The organism is Paraglaciecola sp. 2405UD69-4 (assembly GCF_047525415.1).
Classification (GTDB): Bacteria; Pseudomonadota; Gammaproteobacteria; order Enterobacterales; family Alteromonadaceae; genus Paraglaciecola.
Map to the genome: position 1 here is coordinate 40763 of NZ_JBLIXM010000002.1, position 15084 is coordinate 55846.

At 38.7% G+C, this 15084-nt stretch carries 17 protein-coding genes; 10 read left to right on the top strand and 7 right to left on the bottom strand.

What is annotated here, in order from left to right; genetic code table 11:
• Positions 1-13: 13 nt before the first annotated feature.
• Entirely contained in the window at positions 14-934 is a 921-nt protein-coding gene (locus ACMUMK_RS06725) for an AAA family ATPase (protein ID WP_414700371.1), read from the bottom strand.
• 161 nt (positions 935-1095) lie between these two features.
• Between ACMUMK_RS06725 and ACMUMK_RS06730 the strand changes: the two genes are divergently transcribed.
• From ACMUMK_RS06730 to ACMUMK_RS06760, 7 genes are all read left to right on the top strand, one after another.
• Positions 1096-1650, top strand: coding sequence for a Negative modulator of initiation of replication (locus tag ACMUMK_RS06730; protein ID WP_414700372.1), 555 nt, complete (start codon positions 1096-1098; stop codon positions 1648-1650).
• Positions 1651-1668: 18 nt separating this feature from the next.
• Positions 1669-3321 carry a phosphoglucomutase (alpha-D-glucose-1,6-bisphosphate-dependent) gene (gene pgm / locus ACMUMK_RS06735; RefSeq protein WP_414700373.1) on the top strand — a complete coding sequence of 551 codons (1653 nt, stop codon included), beginning with the start codon at positions 1669-1671 and terminating at the stop codon, positions 3319-3321.
• A gap of 211 nt (positions 3322-3532) precedes the next feature.
• The gene (locus ACMUMK_RS06740; RefSeq protein WP_414700374.1) at positions 3533-6007 is read left to right on the top strand and encodes a glycogen/starch/alpha-glucan phosphorylase; all 2475 of its coding nucleotides are present in this window, start codon (positions 3533-3535) and stop codon (positions 6005-6007) included.
• Positions 6008-6113: 106 nt separating this feature from the next.
• The gene (locus ACMUMK_RS06745) at positions 6114-7439 is read left to right on the top strand and encodes a putative bifunctional diguanylate cyclase/phosphodiesterase (protein ID WP_414700375.1); all 1326 of its coding nucleotides are present in this window, start codon (positions 6114-6116) and stop codon (positions 7437-7439) included.
• 111 nt (positions 7440-7550) lie between these two features.
• Complete coding sequence (gene astE, locus ACMUMK_RS06750; RefSeq protein ID WP_414700376.1) at positions 7551-8621, top strand: succinylglutamate desuccinylase; 1071 nt, start codon at positions 7551-7553, stop codon at positions 8619-8621.
• Positions 8622-8626: 5 nt separating this feature from the next.
• Complete coding sequence (locus ACMUMK_RS06755; protein WP_414700377.1) at positions 8627-9046, top strand: HIT domain-containing protein; 420 nt, start codon at positions 8627-8629, stop codon at positions 9044-9046.
• Between the two features lies 1 nt (position 9047).
• Positions 9048-9374, top strand: a complete 327-nt coding sequence (locus tag ACMUMK_RS06760; protein WP_414700378.1) for a heavy metal-binding domain-containing protein — start codon at positions 9048-9050, stop codon at positions 9372-9374.
• Positions 9375-9395: 21 nt separating this feature from the next.
• On the opposite strand, the gene ACMUMK_RS06765 is transcribed toward ACMUMK_RS06760, so the two are convergent.
• The 6 genes from ACMUMK_RS06765 to ACMUMK_RS06790 form a co-directional block, all read right to left on the bottom strand.
• Complete coding sequence (locus ACMUMK_RS06765) at positions 9396-9551, bottom strand: DUF2897 family protein (protein WP_414700379.1); 156 nt, start codon at positions 9549-9551, stop codon at positions 9396-9398.
• The gene (locus ACMUMK_RS06770; protein ID WP_414700380.1) at positions 9548-10225 is read right to left on the bottom strand and encodes a M15 family metallopeptidase; all 678 of its coding nucleotides are present in this window, start codon (positions 10223-10225) and stop codon (positions 9548-9550) included. The genes ACMUMK_RS06765 and ACMUMK_RS06770 overlap by 4 nt, the downstream gene beginning before the upstream one ends.
• The gene (gene dapE / locus ACMUMK_RS06775; RefSeq protein WP_414700381.1) at positions 10222-11352 is read right to left on the bottom strand and encodes a succinyl-diaminopimelate desuccinylase; all 1131 of its coding nucleotides are present in this window, start codon (positions 11350-11352) and stop codon (positions 10222-10224) included. Before dapE ends, ACMUMK_RS06770 begins: the two co-directional genes overlap by 4 nt.
• Positions 11349-11693 carry an ArsC family reductase gene (locus ACMUMK_RS06780; RefSeq protein WP_414700382.1) on the bottom strand — a complete coding sequence of 115 codons (345 nt, stop codon included), beginning with the start codon at positions 11691-11693 and terminating at the stop codon, positions 11349-11351. The genes dapE and ACMUMK_RS06780 overlap by 4 nt, the downstream gene beginning before the upstream one ends.
• Positions 11694-11812: 119 nt before the next feature.
• Entirely contained in the window at positions 11813-12319 is a 507-nt protein-coding gene (locus ACMUMK_RS06785) for a PTS glucose transporter subunit IIA (RefSeq protein ID WP_414700383.1), read from the bottom strand.
• Positions 12319-12702, bottom strand: coding sequence for an ACT domain-containing protein (locus tag ACMUMK_RS06790; protein WP_414700384.1), 384 nt, complete (start codon positions 12700-12702; stop codon positions 12319-12321). Before ACMUMK_RS06790 ends, ACMUMK_RS06785 begins: the two co-directional genes overlap by 1 nt.
• A 226-nt stretch (positions 12703-12928) precedes the next feature.
• Here ACMUMK_RS06790 and ACMUMK_RS06795 point away from each other — a divergent pair, with 226 nt between their 5' ends.
• From ACMUMK_RS06795 to ACMUMK_RS06805, 3 genes are all read left to right on the top strand, one after another.
• Entirely contained in the window at positions 12929-13306 is a 378-nt protein-coding gene (locus ACMUMK_RS06795; protein ID WP_414700385.1) for a VOC family protein, read from the top strand.
• 68 nt (positions 13307-13374) lie between these two features.
• Positions 13375-14442, top strand: coding sequence for a patatin-like phospholipase family protein (locus ACMUMK_RS06800; RefSeq protein ID WP_414700386.1), 1068 nt, complete (start codon positions 13375-13377; stop codon positions 14440-14442).
• A gap of 205 nt (positions 14443-14647) precedes the next feature.
• Positions 14648-15070 carry a universal stress protein gene (locus ACMUMK_RS06805; protein ID WP_414700387.1) on the top strand — a complete coding sequence of 141 codons (423 nt, stop codon included), beginning with the start codon at positions 14648-14650 and terminating at the stop codon, positions 15068-15070.
• The last annotated feature ends 14 nt before the right edge of the window (positions 15071-15084 follow it).

Sequence of the window (15084 nt, forward strand, 5' to 3'; positions counted from 1 at the left end):
AGTGTCTTTGTCGCTACATAGCTATAGGGTCGATTGCTTCAAGGAGAATTTGACTTAGGCTACCGTGAGTACTGAAGTCGCTTGAAGCACTTCTTAATCTGTGTTCTGCGACTGCGGGTAAAACCTTTTGAACATCTTCTGGTATTAAATAATCTCGGTTATCCAAATATGCCCAAGCTTTAGCGGCACTTAACAGTGCCTTTGTTGCTCTTGGGGATAAGGGATTTGCAAATTCATTACTTTCACGGCTAAAAGTCACTAAAGCCAAAATGTAATTAAGAATATTGTCTGAGGCGTGTACTAACCTTGCCTCTTGTTGGGCTTTTAAAAAGTCATCAACTGAAATAATAGGCTCAATTGTATCTTTTAAAAGCTCATCATTTGAAAGCAACATGCTCTTTTCTGCTGCTTTATCCGGGTACCCCAACTGAATGCGCATTAAAAACCTGTCTAGCTGAGACTCCGGTAATGGATAGGTTCCTGATTGGTGTTGTGGGTTTTGAGTACCAATTACAAAGAAGGGGGTGGGCAAATTGTGGGTTCTACCATCTAAACTGACTTGTCCTTCTTCCATGGCCTCCAATAATGCACTTTGAGTTTTAGGACTGGCTCGATTAATTTCATCAGCTAGCACCAACTGGTTAAAGACTGGACCAGGATGAAACTGAAATGTCTGCTCTTTGTTATCGAATATATTTATGCCTAACATATCTGCAGGCAGTAAATCAGAGGTAAATTGGATACGTGAATACTGTAAACCTAGTACATTTGCTAAAGCGTGGGATAGGGTGGTTTTACCCATGCCCGGAAGATCTTCAATTAATAAGTGTCCATTGGCAACTAAACAGGTTAGCGCGAGTTTTACCTGTTCTTGTTTCCCTATAAGAACTTGACTAATTGTATGGGTAGCATTTGTTAATTGGTTCTGAGTCATTGGGAGTCGTACGTGATTTATTTAGGTAAATAATTCTAGCCTAAGCAAATGACTTTTAAGATTATTTTACTGATACTTGGGTATGATATTAAATTAATCGGTGAATTGATCGCGCCAATACGTATAATTAAACACTATGTTGTTTTAAGAAAAAGAATTAAATGAAAAGTATTCAGATAGATGATGATTTATACCATTTCATCGCATCTCAAACCCAAGATATTGGTGAAAGCGCTTCAGATATTTTAAGACGCCTAGTTATGCCTGATGTTGCTAAACCTTCACAATCTAGTGTTACCAAAACAGACAGCCCTGTTGTTACACAGGCTCCCCTTCCTAAACCCGTTGCAGGCCCATGCCAAGCAGATGCAGTATTTGCGGAGCTAGAAGGCCAACAACTTACCAGTATTCCTAAAATGGTCGAGCGCTGGTTACTGGTTTTATCGGTTATTCATAAGCATCACCAAGGATTATTTAGTAAGGTACTAGGTATGAGTGGCCGCAATAGGACCTATTTTGCAACAAGTAAAGAGACATTACTTGAAACTGGGAGCAGCACAAATCCTAAGAATGTTCCTGGGTCAGAGTATTGGGTTATCACTAACAACAATACAGTTAAAAAGATTAATATGCTCAAAGAAGTAGCACAGACTATGGGATTCGATGGATCACAAGTTGAACGTTTAATAGCAGTTTTTGCACCTGAACATGTATAACAAAAATTAAGGAATATTATGGCTCTGCACCCTGAAGCTGGAAAACCCGCATCTAAGCAACAGTTAGTTAACGTAGCAAAATTAACAAGTGCTTATTATACCGATAAACCAACCAAAGGTGACAGCACACAAGCTGTGTCTTTTGGGACATCAGGGCATCGAGGTAGCTCGTTACTTTGCACATTTAACGACACTCACATAGCTGCCATTTGTCAGGCTTTGGCTGAGTTTCGATTAGAAAAAGGGGTAACAGGTCCATTATTTATGGGAATGGATACCCACGCATTATCAGAAGCTGCTTTTTCTACTGCGGTAGAGGTATTAGCAGCAAACGGCGTATCTTTGGTCGTTCAAGAAAATCGAGGATATACACCCACTCCCGTTATTTCTCACGCTATCTTAGAACATAACGCAAGTGGTGCTGAATTGGTTGGTGATGGAGTGGTAATTACTCCTTCCCATAACCCACCAGAAGATGGAGGATTTAAATACAATCCGCCCCATGGAGGTCCCGCTGATAGTGATGTTACTAATGTCATTCAGCAAAGAGCGAATGAAATTATTAGTAATGACCTAGTCGATGTTAAACGAATTAGTTTACGTGATGCTTATCAGTCGGAATATGTAACTGAGGTAGATTTTGCTGAAAAGTACATTGCTCAGTTGGGTGAAGTCATTGATATGGAAGCTATCAAAAAAGCTGGGTTAGTTTTAGGTACGGACCCGTTAGGTGGAGCAGGCTTAGGCTACTGGGATCGAATAGCCCAAACTTATGGTTTAAATATTGAGGTTGTAAACCGCAATGTTGATCAGCAGTTTGGTTTTATGCGCCGAGATAAAGACGGCAAGATTAGAATGGATTGTTCTTCTCCCTATGCTATGGCTGGATTGATTGATCTAAAAGATAAGTTTGATGTGGCCTTTGGTAATGACCCTGACTTTGATCGCCACGGTATTGTTACTCGAAAAAGTGGCTTGATGAACCCAAATCATTACTTGGCCGTTGCAATTCAATATTTATATCAACACCGCTCAGAATGGCCGCAAGATATCAAGGTGGGGAAAACACTAGTATCGAGCAGCATGATTGACCGCGTTGTAAAAGGGTTAGGTAAAGAGATTGCTGAAATGCCTGTGGGCTTTAAATGGTTTGTACAAGGGTTGTTAGGCAGCGAAATTGGCTTTGCAGGTGAAGAGAGTGCTGGTGGTATTTTCTTACGTCGTAATGGTAAACCTTGGGCTACTGACAAAGACGGTATTATCTTATGTTTATTAGCGGCTGAAATTATCGCTGTAACAGGTAAAGATCCTGGTGAACATTATCAAGATCTGACTGAGAAATTCTCGGCTCCTGTTTATACCCGAATCGATGTTGCCGCCAACCATGCTCAAAAACAAGTCTTGAGTAAAATGGATAAAAGTGTCATTCAGTCTAAAGAGTTAGCCGGTGAAACTATCACTAATATTCAAACCCATGCGCCGGGAAATAATGCGGCAATTGGTGGGGTAAAGGTAAGTACAGAGAATGGATGGTTTGCTGCTCGTCCATCAGGTACTGAAGAAATTTACAAAATTTATGCTGAAAGCTTTAATGGTGAAGAGCACTTAGCTTTATTAGTGAAAGAGGCACAAGCCTTGGTTGAAAGTGTTTTTAAATCTGCCAATGTTTAGTAACAAGTAAGCAACTTAAACTAATTAAAACCGCACTTAGCAGTTTATGTTAAGTGCGGTTTTTTATTTTTAACATATTTTTAATATATATATTCTGCAGAATTCCTGTTAAAACTACATCATTAAATTTTATCTGCACATGGTTAACTTGGTTTTCAAAGCTGGCCATAGTCAAGAAGATAAGGTTTTTAAATTTTTAATGAGGTAGTCAATGATATCAAATTCTCCAAAGTCCATTAAAACAAAGCCTTTCAACAAAAAAGTCATTAAAGATGCCATAGTGCGCCATCTTCATTGTTCATTAGGGACTGATGAGAACAAAGCCAATAATCATGCTTGGTGGAAAGCAACCTGTGCAGCCGTTCAAGAGCAAGTTTTAGAACAAGTCCGCAAAACTCAAAAGAGCCACTACTTAAATGACACCCGAGCAGTTCATTACTTTTCTGCAGAGTTTTTAATGGGCAGATTAATGTCAAATAATTTACATAACCTCGGATTATTTGAGCTTACAGAGATGGCGTTAAGAGAATTAGGTATAAGCATTGTTGATATCATGGAAGAAGAGTCTGATATGGCCCTTGGCAACGGTGGGCTTGGGCGTTTGGCAGCTTGTTTTATTGATTCTTTAGCCACCCTAGATTACCCCGCCATAGGGTATGGGTTACATTACGAAAATGGATTATTTCGCCAAGAAATTAAAAATGGTAAGCAAATTGAGCGACCAGATAGCTGGCGAGATTATGGGAATCCATGGGAGATATGCCGCCCAGAGTCCATTCAAGAGATCCCTCTTTATGGTTTTGTAGAAACCAAATACGACGCAAACGGTAAGATAGAGAAAGAATGGCACCCAGGTTCAATTGTTAAAGGGTTACCTTGGGATATTCCTATTGTGGGATACGGAGGTAAAACCGTAAATATACTTAGGTTGTGGCAAAGCCAAGCATCGGGTTATTTTAACTGGGATGTATTCAATGCTGGTGGTTATGTGGATGCGCAAAAAGAAACCGTGCAAGCAGAGACTATATCAAAGGTTTTATATCCAAATGATGAAACTCAGGCTGGTAAGGAGCTTAGGTTAATTCAGCAATACTTTTTTAGTGCTTGTTCGTTAAAAGATATTATTCGTCGTTACAAACGAGCCAATGGAGACGACTGGAAGCGCTTTACTAGTCAGGTTGTCATCCAACTTAACGATACTCATCCAGCCATTGCCATCCCAGAGTTAATGAGAATATTAGTAGACCGAGCCAAATTAGAATGGGAGCAAGCATGGGAAATTTGTACTAATACCTTTGCGTATACTAATCACACTCTTTTACCCGAAGCCCTAGAAAAGTGGCCTGTAAGTATGGTTGCTAAAATTCTACCTAGGCATTTAGAAATCATTTATGAGATTAACCGCCGCTTTATGATTGAAGTTGAGAAAATATGGCCGGGGGATGATAAGAAAAAACAAAAGCTATCAGTTATCGAAGAAGGCCATGAAAAAATGGTGTGTATGGGGAATTTGTCAGTGATTGGCTCTTTTGCAGTCAATGGCGTGGCTGAAGTGCATTCATCCCTTGTTAAAAAGTCCTTGTTTCCAGAGTTTCACCAAATATGGCCAAGGAAATTAACGAATGTCACAAACGGTATAACTCCCCGTCGTTGGTTGAAAGTATGTAATCCCAAGCTTGCTAAGTTAATTGATAAAAATATTGGGGAGGATTGGCCGCTACATTTAGATAAGCTTCAGCAATTGACAAATTTGGCTGAGGATCAAAAGTTTCAGAAGCAGTTTATGAAAATCAAGTATGACAACAAGGTTAGTCTTACTAAGGAAATACTAAATTTAACGGCGATAAAAGTCGATCCAAAGGCTATTTTTGATGTGCAAATAAAGCGTTTACATGAATACAAACGTCAGCATTTAAATTTGTTACATATCATGGCTTTATATCATAGGTTGTTAGAAAACCCTGATTATAAAATGCACCCTAGGGTATTTATATTTGGCGCTAAAGCTGCTCCAGGCTACGCCTTAGCAAAAGATATTATTTATGGAATTAATCAAGTAGCACAGAAAGTTAATAACGACCCTAGAATCAATAACAAGATAAAAGTGATATTTTTACCTAACTACCGCGTAAGTTTAGCTGAAAAAGTTATCCCAGCAGCTGATGTGTCGGAGCAGATTTCAACGGCAGGGAAAGAAGCGTCTGGTACCGGAAATATGAAGTTATCTTTAAATGGCGCCTTAACCATTGGCACCTTAGATGGCGCTAACATTGAGATTGCCGAGGAAGTTGGCACTGAAAACATTTTTATATTTGGGTTAACCGTAGATGAGGTAAGAGATTTAGATGAGAACGGTTATAACCCCTTTGACTACTACAAGACCAATAGTGAGTTAAAAGCTATCTTAGACTGGCTAGACACTGATTTTTTTACCCCAGGAAAGCCAGGAGCTTTAGCAAGTATAAAGCAAAGTTTATTAGCTGGCGGTGACCCTTACAAAGTATTAGCCGATTTTGACGCTTATTCTAAGGCACAAGCTAAAGTTGACGCTGCTTATGGCGATAAAACTACATGGGCTAAAATGGCGATACTTAATACTGCACGTATGGGGAAGTTTACCTCTGACCGAGCAATTGAAGAATATGTTGATAAAATATGGAAGTTACAAAAGTGTTCAGTGGAATAGGCGTATCCCTTTAATAGCAAGTATGAACTAGGTTTGCTTAATTTGAATTTAGTACTTTTAACTGAGCAAGTTTAGATAGAGTGAGATACATGAGTAACAATATTTAATGCAAAAAACATATGATTCTCTTACTGCAATCCCCAACAGATATGCGTTATTGAACGATATTGAAGAGGTTCTGTTATTTGATACCAACCAGTCTCTATTACTTATTGATATTGTTCGCTTTTCAGATGTGAGTAGTATTTTTGGTTATGAGTTCGGTGATAAGGTTTTACTCGAAATTGCTAATCGCATCCTATTTTTATTTGATGATAGTGTGATTTTTGGTCGCATAAGTGGTGATATTTTTGGAATGGTGCTTCCAGGTATCCACCACAGGCGTGACCTCTATCAGTTTTATATGCACCTTATTGAGCATTTTAAAACGCCCATTCATTATGGCAATCATGCGTTTATTGTTGACTTTAATGTAGGTGCAACTGCTAACCCAAAAGAAAACTCTAATGTAAATGCGTTTTTCTCGTTAGCCGAGATAGCTTTAAAACAAGCTAAAAGTAATAAGTTTGATAATTTTCAATATACTCACGACTTAAAGAACGAGCAGGGCGGACGAGCTTTAACATTAAAAGCAGATCTAAAAAGAGCAATAAATAACAACGAGCTTGAAATCTACTTCCAGCCCAAGATTGAACTCAATACCCTTAAAATAGTGGGGGCAGAATGTTTACTACGTTGGAACCATCCTTTAGATGGATTAGTGTTTCCTGGCGCATTAATAGAGGCCGCAGAATCATATAATATGATGAATGAGCTAGGTTACTGGACCTTAGAAGAGTCGATAAAGTCATCGGTATATCTCTCTAAAGTTGGTTTGCCTATTAAGCTTTCTGTGAATATGTCACCTACTCAGCTATACGATTTAAACTTTATATCTACGCTTTCGGATTTAGCTAAAAAGTACAAATTTAAGCTATCTCATTTAGAAATTGAGCTCACTGAAGATGTGGCCTTGTCTAACTCCGTTTTAGTGACTAGACAGTTATCAGATCTCAGAAAATTAGGGGTGAGTATTGCCATTGACGACTTTGGTAAAGGCTATTCAAATTTGGGGTATATGCGGGATATTGAAATTGATTGCATTAAAATTGATAAATCATTTGTACTTGGTTTAGATAACAGTCCTATAAATAAAGCCATAATTGAAGCCAGCCTTATTATTGCCAAAGCGGCCGAATGTGAGCTCATTGCAGAAGGCATTGAGAATATTCAACACTTGCATATTTTGCGGGAACTAGGTGTAGTGGCTGGCCAAGGGTTTTTGTTTTCTAAGGCTATTTCATTGCGTGATTTTGAAGAGCTTGCAAGTAAAGATATTACCGTTGGAACATCTTATGTACGCCAGCAGATGCTTAATTCAACTATTCCATAAGTTGAGACTTAGAGCGTCTTCTGATTAAGAGATTGCGTATTAAATATCGAGTTACCTTTACCGATAGCGTATTATTGTTATTTATTTAACTCATCAAATGCCTTCTTTTCTATGACATTAAAACCTAGCAGTTACAACCCGTCAGAAATTATTAATCAAGTACTTCTAAATGGAGAGTTTCTATCCTTATCTAGAACCCAACCAGCTCTATTTTCTAAGCCTTTAGACTTTAACTTGCTAAAGCACACACAAGTACACATTCTTGCTGAGGGCATTATTTGCTTTGAGCCTGAAAATGTATCAGATAAAGACTTAGTGCTTTCTTGTGGAATACACGGAAATGAAACGGCACCCATTGAGATATGTGATGCATTAGTAAAGGACATATTACTGGGTAAAATCATTGTTAAGCAAAGGTTGTTAGTGATTTTCGGAAACTTGCCTGCCATGGATATTGCTAAGCGCTTTGTTATTGAAAACATGAATCGTTTATTTAGCGGCGAACACCAAAACCTAAATGAAGGGCAAAGTGACAATGCAGAAAGGCGCAGGGCGCATCAGCTTGAACAAGCAGTTAAGCAGTTTTATTTAGGGCGCTCAGAAGACTCAAAAAGTTGCCGATATCATTATGACTTACACACTGCTATTCGCCCTTCGAAAAACCAAAAATTTGCAGTGTATCCATTCCAACATGATAAACCTTGGGATAAACAACAATTACAAATTCTTCTAGCATGTGGTGTGAATACCATTTTGTTATCTGGTAGTCCAACTACCACCTTTAGTTATTATTCTGCCAATGAATTTGAAGCCCATGCATTTACTGTCGAGCTTGGAAAAGTACAAGCCTTTGGCGAGAATGATATGTCTAATTTTAAAGACGTCATTACCACACTTACGAAAATGATATGTGCACAGGACCTAGCTTTGAAAGCCTATGATGAGAGTGATTTTTTAATATACGAAGTTAACCAAGTTATTAATAAACACCAAACTGATTTTAAGTTGAACTTTACCGATGATGTGCCTAATTTTAGTGACTTTTCCAAAGGCGAAATATTGGCAACTGAGTCTGGTAAGACTTATTTTGCTGAATATGATGGAGAGGCAGTGGTCTTTCCAAACGCCAATGTTGAAATTGGTCAGCGGGCCGTTTTAACAGTCATACCAACAAGTATTTAGGGGGAATGGTGGCAAACTTTGTATTGGATCCACAGTTAGCAAAAGATAGCGAATTTATCGCAGACTTGTCTTTGTGCACAGTTAGATTAATTAATGATGCAAATTATCCATGGCTGATCTTGGTGCCTATGGTTGCAAATATTAGCGAGGTTATACACCTTTCTGAGCAACAGCAGCAAACCCTATGGCAGGAATCTGCATTTATTAGCCGCGTAATTACACAATTGTTTACACCTGATAAGTTGAATATCGCTGCTTTGGGTAATATGGTACCACAACTCCATTTACATCATATTGCGCGTTATAAAGATGATATGAGTTGGCCAAAGCCAATATGGGGGCAATATCCAGCTAAGGGCTATTGTGATCACGTTTTGCAACAGCGAATAGCACTTATACAGAAAGCAATAACAAAAGGTATATAAAATGATTGTAACAACCACCCCTAATCTTGAAGGTAAGAAAATAGAGCAATATCTAGGAATAGTTGTAGGTGAAGCGGTGATGGGAGCTAATTTATTTAAAGATATTTTTGCTTCAATAAGAGATATTGTTGGTGGTCGTTCTGGGGCCTATGAAGATGAATTAACAAGAGCCCGTAAAATTGGTTTTCAGGAATTAGAAAGTGAAGCCCGCTCCATTGGCGCCAATGCTGTAATTGGAATAGATATAGATTACGAAGTAGTTGGTAAAGGTGGCACTATGCTAATGGTTAGCATCAGTGGTACTGCGGTGAAGTATTCTGACAAATAGGAAACTAAAAAAGGCGAGGGCTTAGTCGTCCTCGTCTTCAAATCTATCGTAGGATTTATTGTTGTCTTTGCTAGGCTTTGATAATTTTTGATTTGCACTTTGTTTCAATAACAATATATTGCCAATGATCAAGCCTAGTACCAAAGTGATAATGACTACAACAATCCAAATATTCATGATTTTCCTTTATTTAATACAAAGCGAGAATATATTTGTGACATGTTAGTTTCGATTGAACTAAAGCCCAAAACCTCAGAAGTTTTTAAGGTCTGTAGCAGTGTAACTTCATCCAATTGCTGCAAAATAACATCTGATATCGCACTATAACTTAGATGCCAAGGCTCTCTGGCAATGCCACCTTTATACTCAGAGTAGGGGCGAGTAAAGCCAAAATCTTCAGCGTACTTTTCTAACCATAAATTTAGCTTAAAACAGGGGCCGTTTTTATCGTATTCACTACATACTAATTCTAGACGACGCCCAGATGCATCTATACTGGTTTTATCATAGACATCCAAGTCTGTTCCCCAGTGGTGGCGACTAGCCCCCGGTAATGCAGACCAGGTTAAAATCACTTGTATCTTTTCCCAGTCTGTTAATTGAGACCCATCAACGGGGTTCTCATGTTCGTCCAGTAATTGGGTTTTACCAGACCACTTGTTTTCCCAAATAGTTTTTTGCCTATCGAAACTACGATAACTACTGGCAATTTGAACGTCGACTTTGTCTTTTTTAGCAGCAAGTTGTAGGGCCATAAATGCCTTAGCAACATCAGGTAAAAGCAAAAAGCCATTGTCTATTTCGACTAACTGGCTTTGCTCTTTACCTAAAATTTGTGCTTTGCTGATCACCCTAGTAACCGTTGTAGGATATCTTCATAAATGTCAGCTAATGTTTCTAAATCAGACATTTTCACGCACTCGTCAATTTTGTGAATAGTGGCATTTACTGGCCCTAACTCAATAACTTGTGCGCCTGTTGGCGCTATAAAACGGCCATCGGATGTCCCGCCAGCGGTAGATAGTGTTGTTTCTCTACCTGTGCAATGTTTTATTGCTTGCTGAGTCGCTTCTACTAAATCACCAGAGTCAGTAAGAAAAGGCTGACCATTAAATGTCCAGTCGATTTTATAGTCTAACTTATGTGCATCTAATATGTGGGTCACTTTACCAATTAGTTGCTGATCTGTTACTTCTGTAGAAAACCTAAAATTGAAGCAAACGTCTAAAGAGCCAGGTATAACGTTTCCTGCTCCTGTTCCCCCATTTATATTTGAAATTTGGAAGCTAGTAGGAGGGAACGAATCGTTGCCATTATCCCATTGGGTATTGGCTAATTCTGCAAAGGCTAAAGCAGAGTCATGAATCGGATTTTTAGCTAAATGGGGGTAGGCAACGTGCCCTTGTACGCCATTTACAACTAGATTACCTGTTAGTGATCCCCGTCGGCCATTCTTAACAATATCACCTACCTCGTTTGTACTAGAAGGCTCACCAACAAGGCACCATGTTATTTTTTCGTTTCTGGCTTCTAAGGTGTCTATGACTTTAGTTGTGCCGTTAATAAAAGGACCTTCTTCGTCACTTGTAATAAGAAACGCAATAGAGCCTTTATGATCTGGATTATTTTTAACGAAGTTCTCGGTCGCCACTAACATAGCCGCTAAACTGCCTTTCATGTCGGCAGCACCGCGACCATGTAAATATCCATCTTTTTCTGTTGCTTTAAAAGGAGGGGTTTGCCAGTTTTCTGCAGGCCCAGACGGTACGACATCTGTGTGGCCAGCAAAACAGAATACAGGTGATTCAGTACCTTTTCTTGCCCAAATATTTTTAGTATCTGCAAAGGTTAAATCTTCAATTTTAAAACCTAAAGGTTTTAATATGCTTGCCATCAAGTCTTGGCATCCAGCATCTTCTGGGGTTACTGACTTTCTGTTGATAAGGTTTTTGGTTAGGTCTATAACGCTATGGCTCATGCAAACACCTCAGAATACTGGTCGGCTTTAAAGCCAATAAAATATTGATTGTTATGGATCAATATTGGTCGCTTTATCATGGCTACATGCTCGAGCATGAGTGACATAGCTGATTCTTTATTGATATTCTGTTTTTGCTCATCGCTAAGCTGTCTGAAAGTCGTGCCCCGTTTATTTAGCATTTGTTCCCAGCCTAGGGCTTGTTCTGCATTTTGCAGCCATTCTAGTTCTAAGCCGTCTGCTCTGTAATCATGGAAAGTAAATTCAACATTGTTTGCGCTAAGCCAAGCTTTGGCTTTTTTAATCGTGTCGCAGTTCTTTATGCCATATAAAGTGGTCATGTTTTCCTTACCGGTAATTATTTTTGATGGTGGACTATAACGAGAAAAGGGCAGCGAGGTAAAGCCACGGTATTGAGTAATTTGTTAGTAGTTATATCAATTCATATTAATACAATACTTTATATGTAAATTGACATTATATTGTCTTCGTTTGCTCTGGCGCTATAGTAGTGTGCTTGTATGCCTTTCACTTTGTTGCTGTTTAAAATTGTAATAGGGCAAAGTGTACAGTCCAGTGACTTTTTCATTTTATGAATAGCGAATTCAGCTATAGCCTGACCTTGTTCAATTTGTTCTCCTTGTTTGACCAAGCGTTTGAAACCTTCACCCATCATCAGGTGAGAATCAAGCCCAAGCTGAATTTGTAGCTGTAAACCATTTTTAGCTTTTAATCGAATTTGATTGGCTAACTCAGGAAAAAACAACACTTTACCTGCAAAAGGCGCAAATACTTGGTAGCCACTAGGCTCGATAGCAACACCTTCTCCAAAGATACGTTGTGTAAAAAGAGGTTCAGGCACCTTATCTAATGGCACAACTTTGCCATTTATTGGGCTCAACAAATTAAAAGGTTTAGCGTTTCTTGGGACTTGCTCTTGGGTAATTAAGCGGTTAAATAAAGTCATTACTCCTGAACTTTATATCCATTTGCAACAAGAGCCGCGCTTGCTGATTGCAGATCATCTTGTTTAACCAGAAAAAAGTCAGTTTCAAATGTTGAAACTACAAAGATGCTAATTTTTGCAGCCGCCAATACGCCACCAATTTGTGCCATGATACCTACCATACTTAAATTAAGTGGCCCTAATACTTCAAGAGCCTTCCAGCCACTGTCTTTGTCATCACTATCTACTAAAACTGTATCAGGAACAACTAAAGACAATTCTTCATTGGTTTTACCAATAAAATAAACGGAAGCATTAAAAACTTCTGCAGGAATAGCAGCGTTATTTGGCAAACTGTGGATAACAAAGATCTCTGGCAAGATCAGTAGGCTCTGTTTAGGCATTTAGGTTAAATTTTTAAGATTGTTGATATCTCTAGGAAAACAGCCACTTATTCTCATGTCAAGCCAGCTTTATCCACGTAATCTGTGGATAAGTCTGTTGAGTACTGTTTATATAGTGTTTAATGAGCTGATATATATAGAGAATTTAGCATTGGTTGTAAAGTACGCGATAATCAATTTAAAGGTGTAAATTCATTCGTTTTATTTTAAAAAGAGGTAAAAAGTTATGAAAAAGGCTGAAGTTGGTAGCATAACCTGGCGGGATCTTACGGTTAATAATGCAGCAGAAGTCGCTGAGTTTTATCAGTCAGTGATCGGCTGGAAAACCTCTCCTGTAAATATGGGTGACTATGAAGATTATGCAATGTCTACACCCGCGACAGAAGAGGGGGTAGCAGGTGTATGTCATGCTAAAGGCCCCAATTCAAGCTTACCTGCTCAATGGTTAATGTATGTAAAAGTTGAGAATCTACAGGAATCATTGGAACAAGTGCTGGCGTTAGGTGGCAAAGTGCTAACGGATGTTAAAAAGTTAAGTGATACGAGTTATTATGCGGTAATTAAAGATCCAGCCGGAGCGGTTTGTGCAATTTATGATGAGTAAGATCAATATCACTGACGTGAGTAGATAGTCGTTTTTATGGTTGAAGTTTAATTGGAAGTGCTAAGTTAATGGCGTTATTAGATATTTATGCGGGTAAAAATGCGATAAACAGGATTAGAAATGAAGGGTTTTCTCCTGAATTGTTTGATTATATGTTGGGTGCATCAGGTGGTCCGAAGTGGTTTGTACTTGCAGGCTTAGATCGTTACATATTTACAGAGTTTTTTAAGGGGCGATCAAAACCGCTAGATATAATTGGCTCTTCTGCTGGCGCATTTAGGTTCGCTTGTTTTGCTCAAGAAGATCCCTTAGCAGCAACTAACCGTTTGGCACAGCGGTATTCAACCACACAATATTCAGACTCACCAACCCCAAAGGAGATCACCGATAAAGGCATAGCCTTACTAGATTATGTATTAGGTGATACAGGTGCGAAACAGATAGTTGATAATCCTGTTATTAAAGCGCACTTTATCGTAGCTAAATGCAAAGGGTTAACACAATTTGAATCAAAGCCCTTGCAATTAACTGGCTTGGTAGCGAGCGCAGGTGCCAACGCATTAAAACGAAAATGGTTAAATAGTTTTTATGAGCGTTTTGTTTTTTCTGCCCCCAGCAGCTCTTTGTCAATTACTGATCCTTACGGTTTAAAGACGCAATCTATTGCACTTACCGACAATAATCTTTCGCAGGCACTTATGGCGTCGGGCTCTATTCCTCTAATTATTGAAGGAGTGAAAAATATCTCAGGAGCACCCCATGGTATGTATCGTGACGGTGGTATTATCGATTATCATTTTGACCTGAGCTTTGGTCCCCAAAAAGGCTTAGTTTTTTATCCTCATTTTAATAAGCGGCCCATACCAGGGTGGTTCGATAAATCGTTAAAAAATCGCTTACCTCACAATACTAGTTACGACGATGTGGTGATGCTAGTTCCATCTGATGAATTTATTAGCCAATTACCTTATGCGAAAATACCTGACAGAAAAGACTTTGAAACTATGCCAGCGCTGCAGCGTATTCCATATTGGGAGGGGGTAATCAATCAAAGTGATAAGTTAGGGCAGGAATTTGCCAAGTTATATGAATCGCAAACGATAATTGAACATGTGAAGCCCTTTGATTTTCTCTAGATAGTGTATTGCTGGCTAACTTCTAGGCTTGTTACTCATTCATCATTATTTTTTAGTGACTGGCGTTATTTTGATTTGGATCAATGCAGTTTTTTGCCAATAATCTTTAATACCCTTAGACAAAAAGTTAATGCTACTAAGTGCAATTGTTAAATATTTACCTTGGTAGGATTAGACGGATATTATTAATCTGGGGTATGCCGATATGGACCATTATAAAAAAGTTATTGTCGCGATAGACATATTTTCTGAGCATCAAAAAGTACTGGAGCGAGCTAAAACCTTAGCTAAAAGCCCAGAAGATCTAACTTTAATTTATGCAACTTTGCCACAGCTGTATTTTGAGTCTTATGGGTATTCGTTAGGGACAGACTTTATAAGTGATAATCAAAAAAATGCCAATGCAGCCTTGGTCACGTTAGCCCAAAAACATGGTATTCCTGATGATCAAGTGGCTGCACCTATTGGTGATCCTGCTGACGAAATACATGCTTTAGCAGAAAAAATTGGTGCCGATCTTATTGTGTTAGGTACCCATGGAAAGAGCGGACTAAAACTTTTGTTGGGATCAACTGCGAATGCTGTATTGCATGGCGCTAAATGTGATGTACTCGCTATTAAAGTGTAAGACTATGGTTTGAG

What these genes read in the sequence shown, in the direction of transcription:
- ACMUMK_RS06790 (WP_414700384.1), bottom strand. Translation starts at nt 12,702, where the DNA reads ATGCCTAAACAGAGCCTACTGATCTTGCCAGAGATCTTTGTTATCCAC.
- ACMUMK_RS06740 (WP_414700374.1), top strand. Translation starts at nt 3,533, where the DNA reads ATGATATCAAATTCTCCAAAGTCCATTAAAACAAAGCCTTTCAACAAA.
- dapE (WP_414700381.1), bottom strand. Translation starts at nt 11,352, where the DNA reads ATGAGCCATAGCGTTATAGACCTAACCAAAAACCTTATCAACAGAAAG.
- ACMUMK_RS06800 (WP_414700386.1), top strand. Translation starts at nt 13,375, where the DNA reads ATGGCGTTATTAGATATTTATGCGGGTAAAAATGCGATAAACAGGATT.
- ACMUMK_RS06755 (WP_414700377.1), top strand. Translation starts at nt 8,627, where the DNA reads ATGGTGGCAAACTTTGTATTGGATCCACAGTTAGCAAAAGATAGCGAA.
- astE (WP_414700376.1), top strand. Translation starts at nt 7,551, where the DNA reads ATGACATTAAAACCTAGCAGTTACAACCCGTCAGAAATTATTAATCAA.
- ACMUMK_RS06780 (WP_414700382.1), bottom strand. Translation starts at nt 11,693, where the DNA reads ATGACCACTTTATATGGCATAAAGAACTGCGACACGATTAAAAAAGCC.
- ACMUMK_RS06765 (WP_414700379.1), bottom strand. Translation starts at nt 9,551, where the DNA reads ATGAATATTTGGATTGTTGTAGTCATTATCACTTTGGTACTAGGCTTG.
- ACMUMK_RS06795 (WP_414700385.1), top strand. Translation starts at nt 12,929, where the DNA reads ATGAAAAAGGCTGAAGTTGGTAGCATAACCTGGCGGGATCTTACGGTT.
- ACMUMK_RS06745 (WP_414700375.1), top strand. Translation starts at nt 6,114, where the DNA reads ATGCAAAAAACATATGATTCTCTTACTGCAATCCCCAACAGATATGCG.
- ACMUMK_RS06805 (WP_414700387.1), top strand. Translation starts at nt 14,648, where the DNA reads ATGGACCATTATAAAAAAGTTATTGTCGCGATAGACATATTTTCTGAG.
- ACMUMK_RS06785 (WP_414700383.1), bottom strand. Translation starts at nt 12,319, where the DNA reads ATGACTTTATTTAACCGCTTAATTACCCAAGAGCAAGTCCCAAGAAAC.
- ACMUMK_RS06730 (WP_414700372.1), top strand. Translation starts at nt 1,096, where the DNA reads ATGAAAAGTATTCAGATAGATGATGATTTATACCATTTCATCGCATCT.
- pgm (WP_414700373.1), top strand. Translation starts at nt 1,669, where the DNA reads ATGGCTCTGCACCCTGAAGCTGGAAAACCCGCATCTAAGCAACAGTTA.
- ACMUMK_RS06725 (WP_414700371.1), bottom strand. Translation starts at nt 934, where the DNA reads ATGACTCAGAACCAATTAACAAATGCTACCCATACAATTAGTCAAGTT.
- ACMUMK_RS06760 (WP_414700378.1), top strand. Translation starts at nt 9,048, where the DNA reads ATGATTGTAACAACCACCCCTAATCTTGAAGGTAAGAAAATAGAGCAA.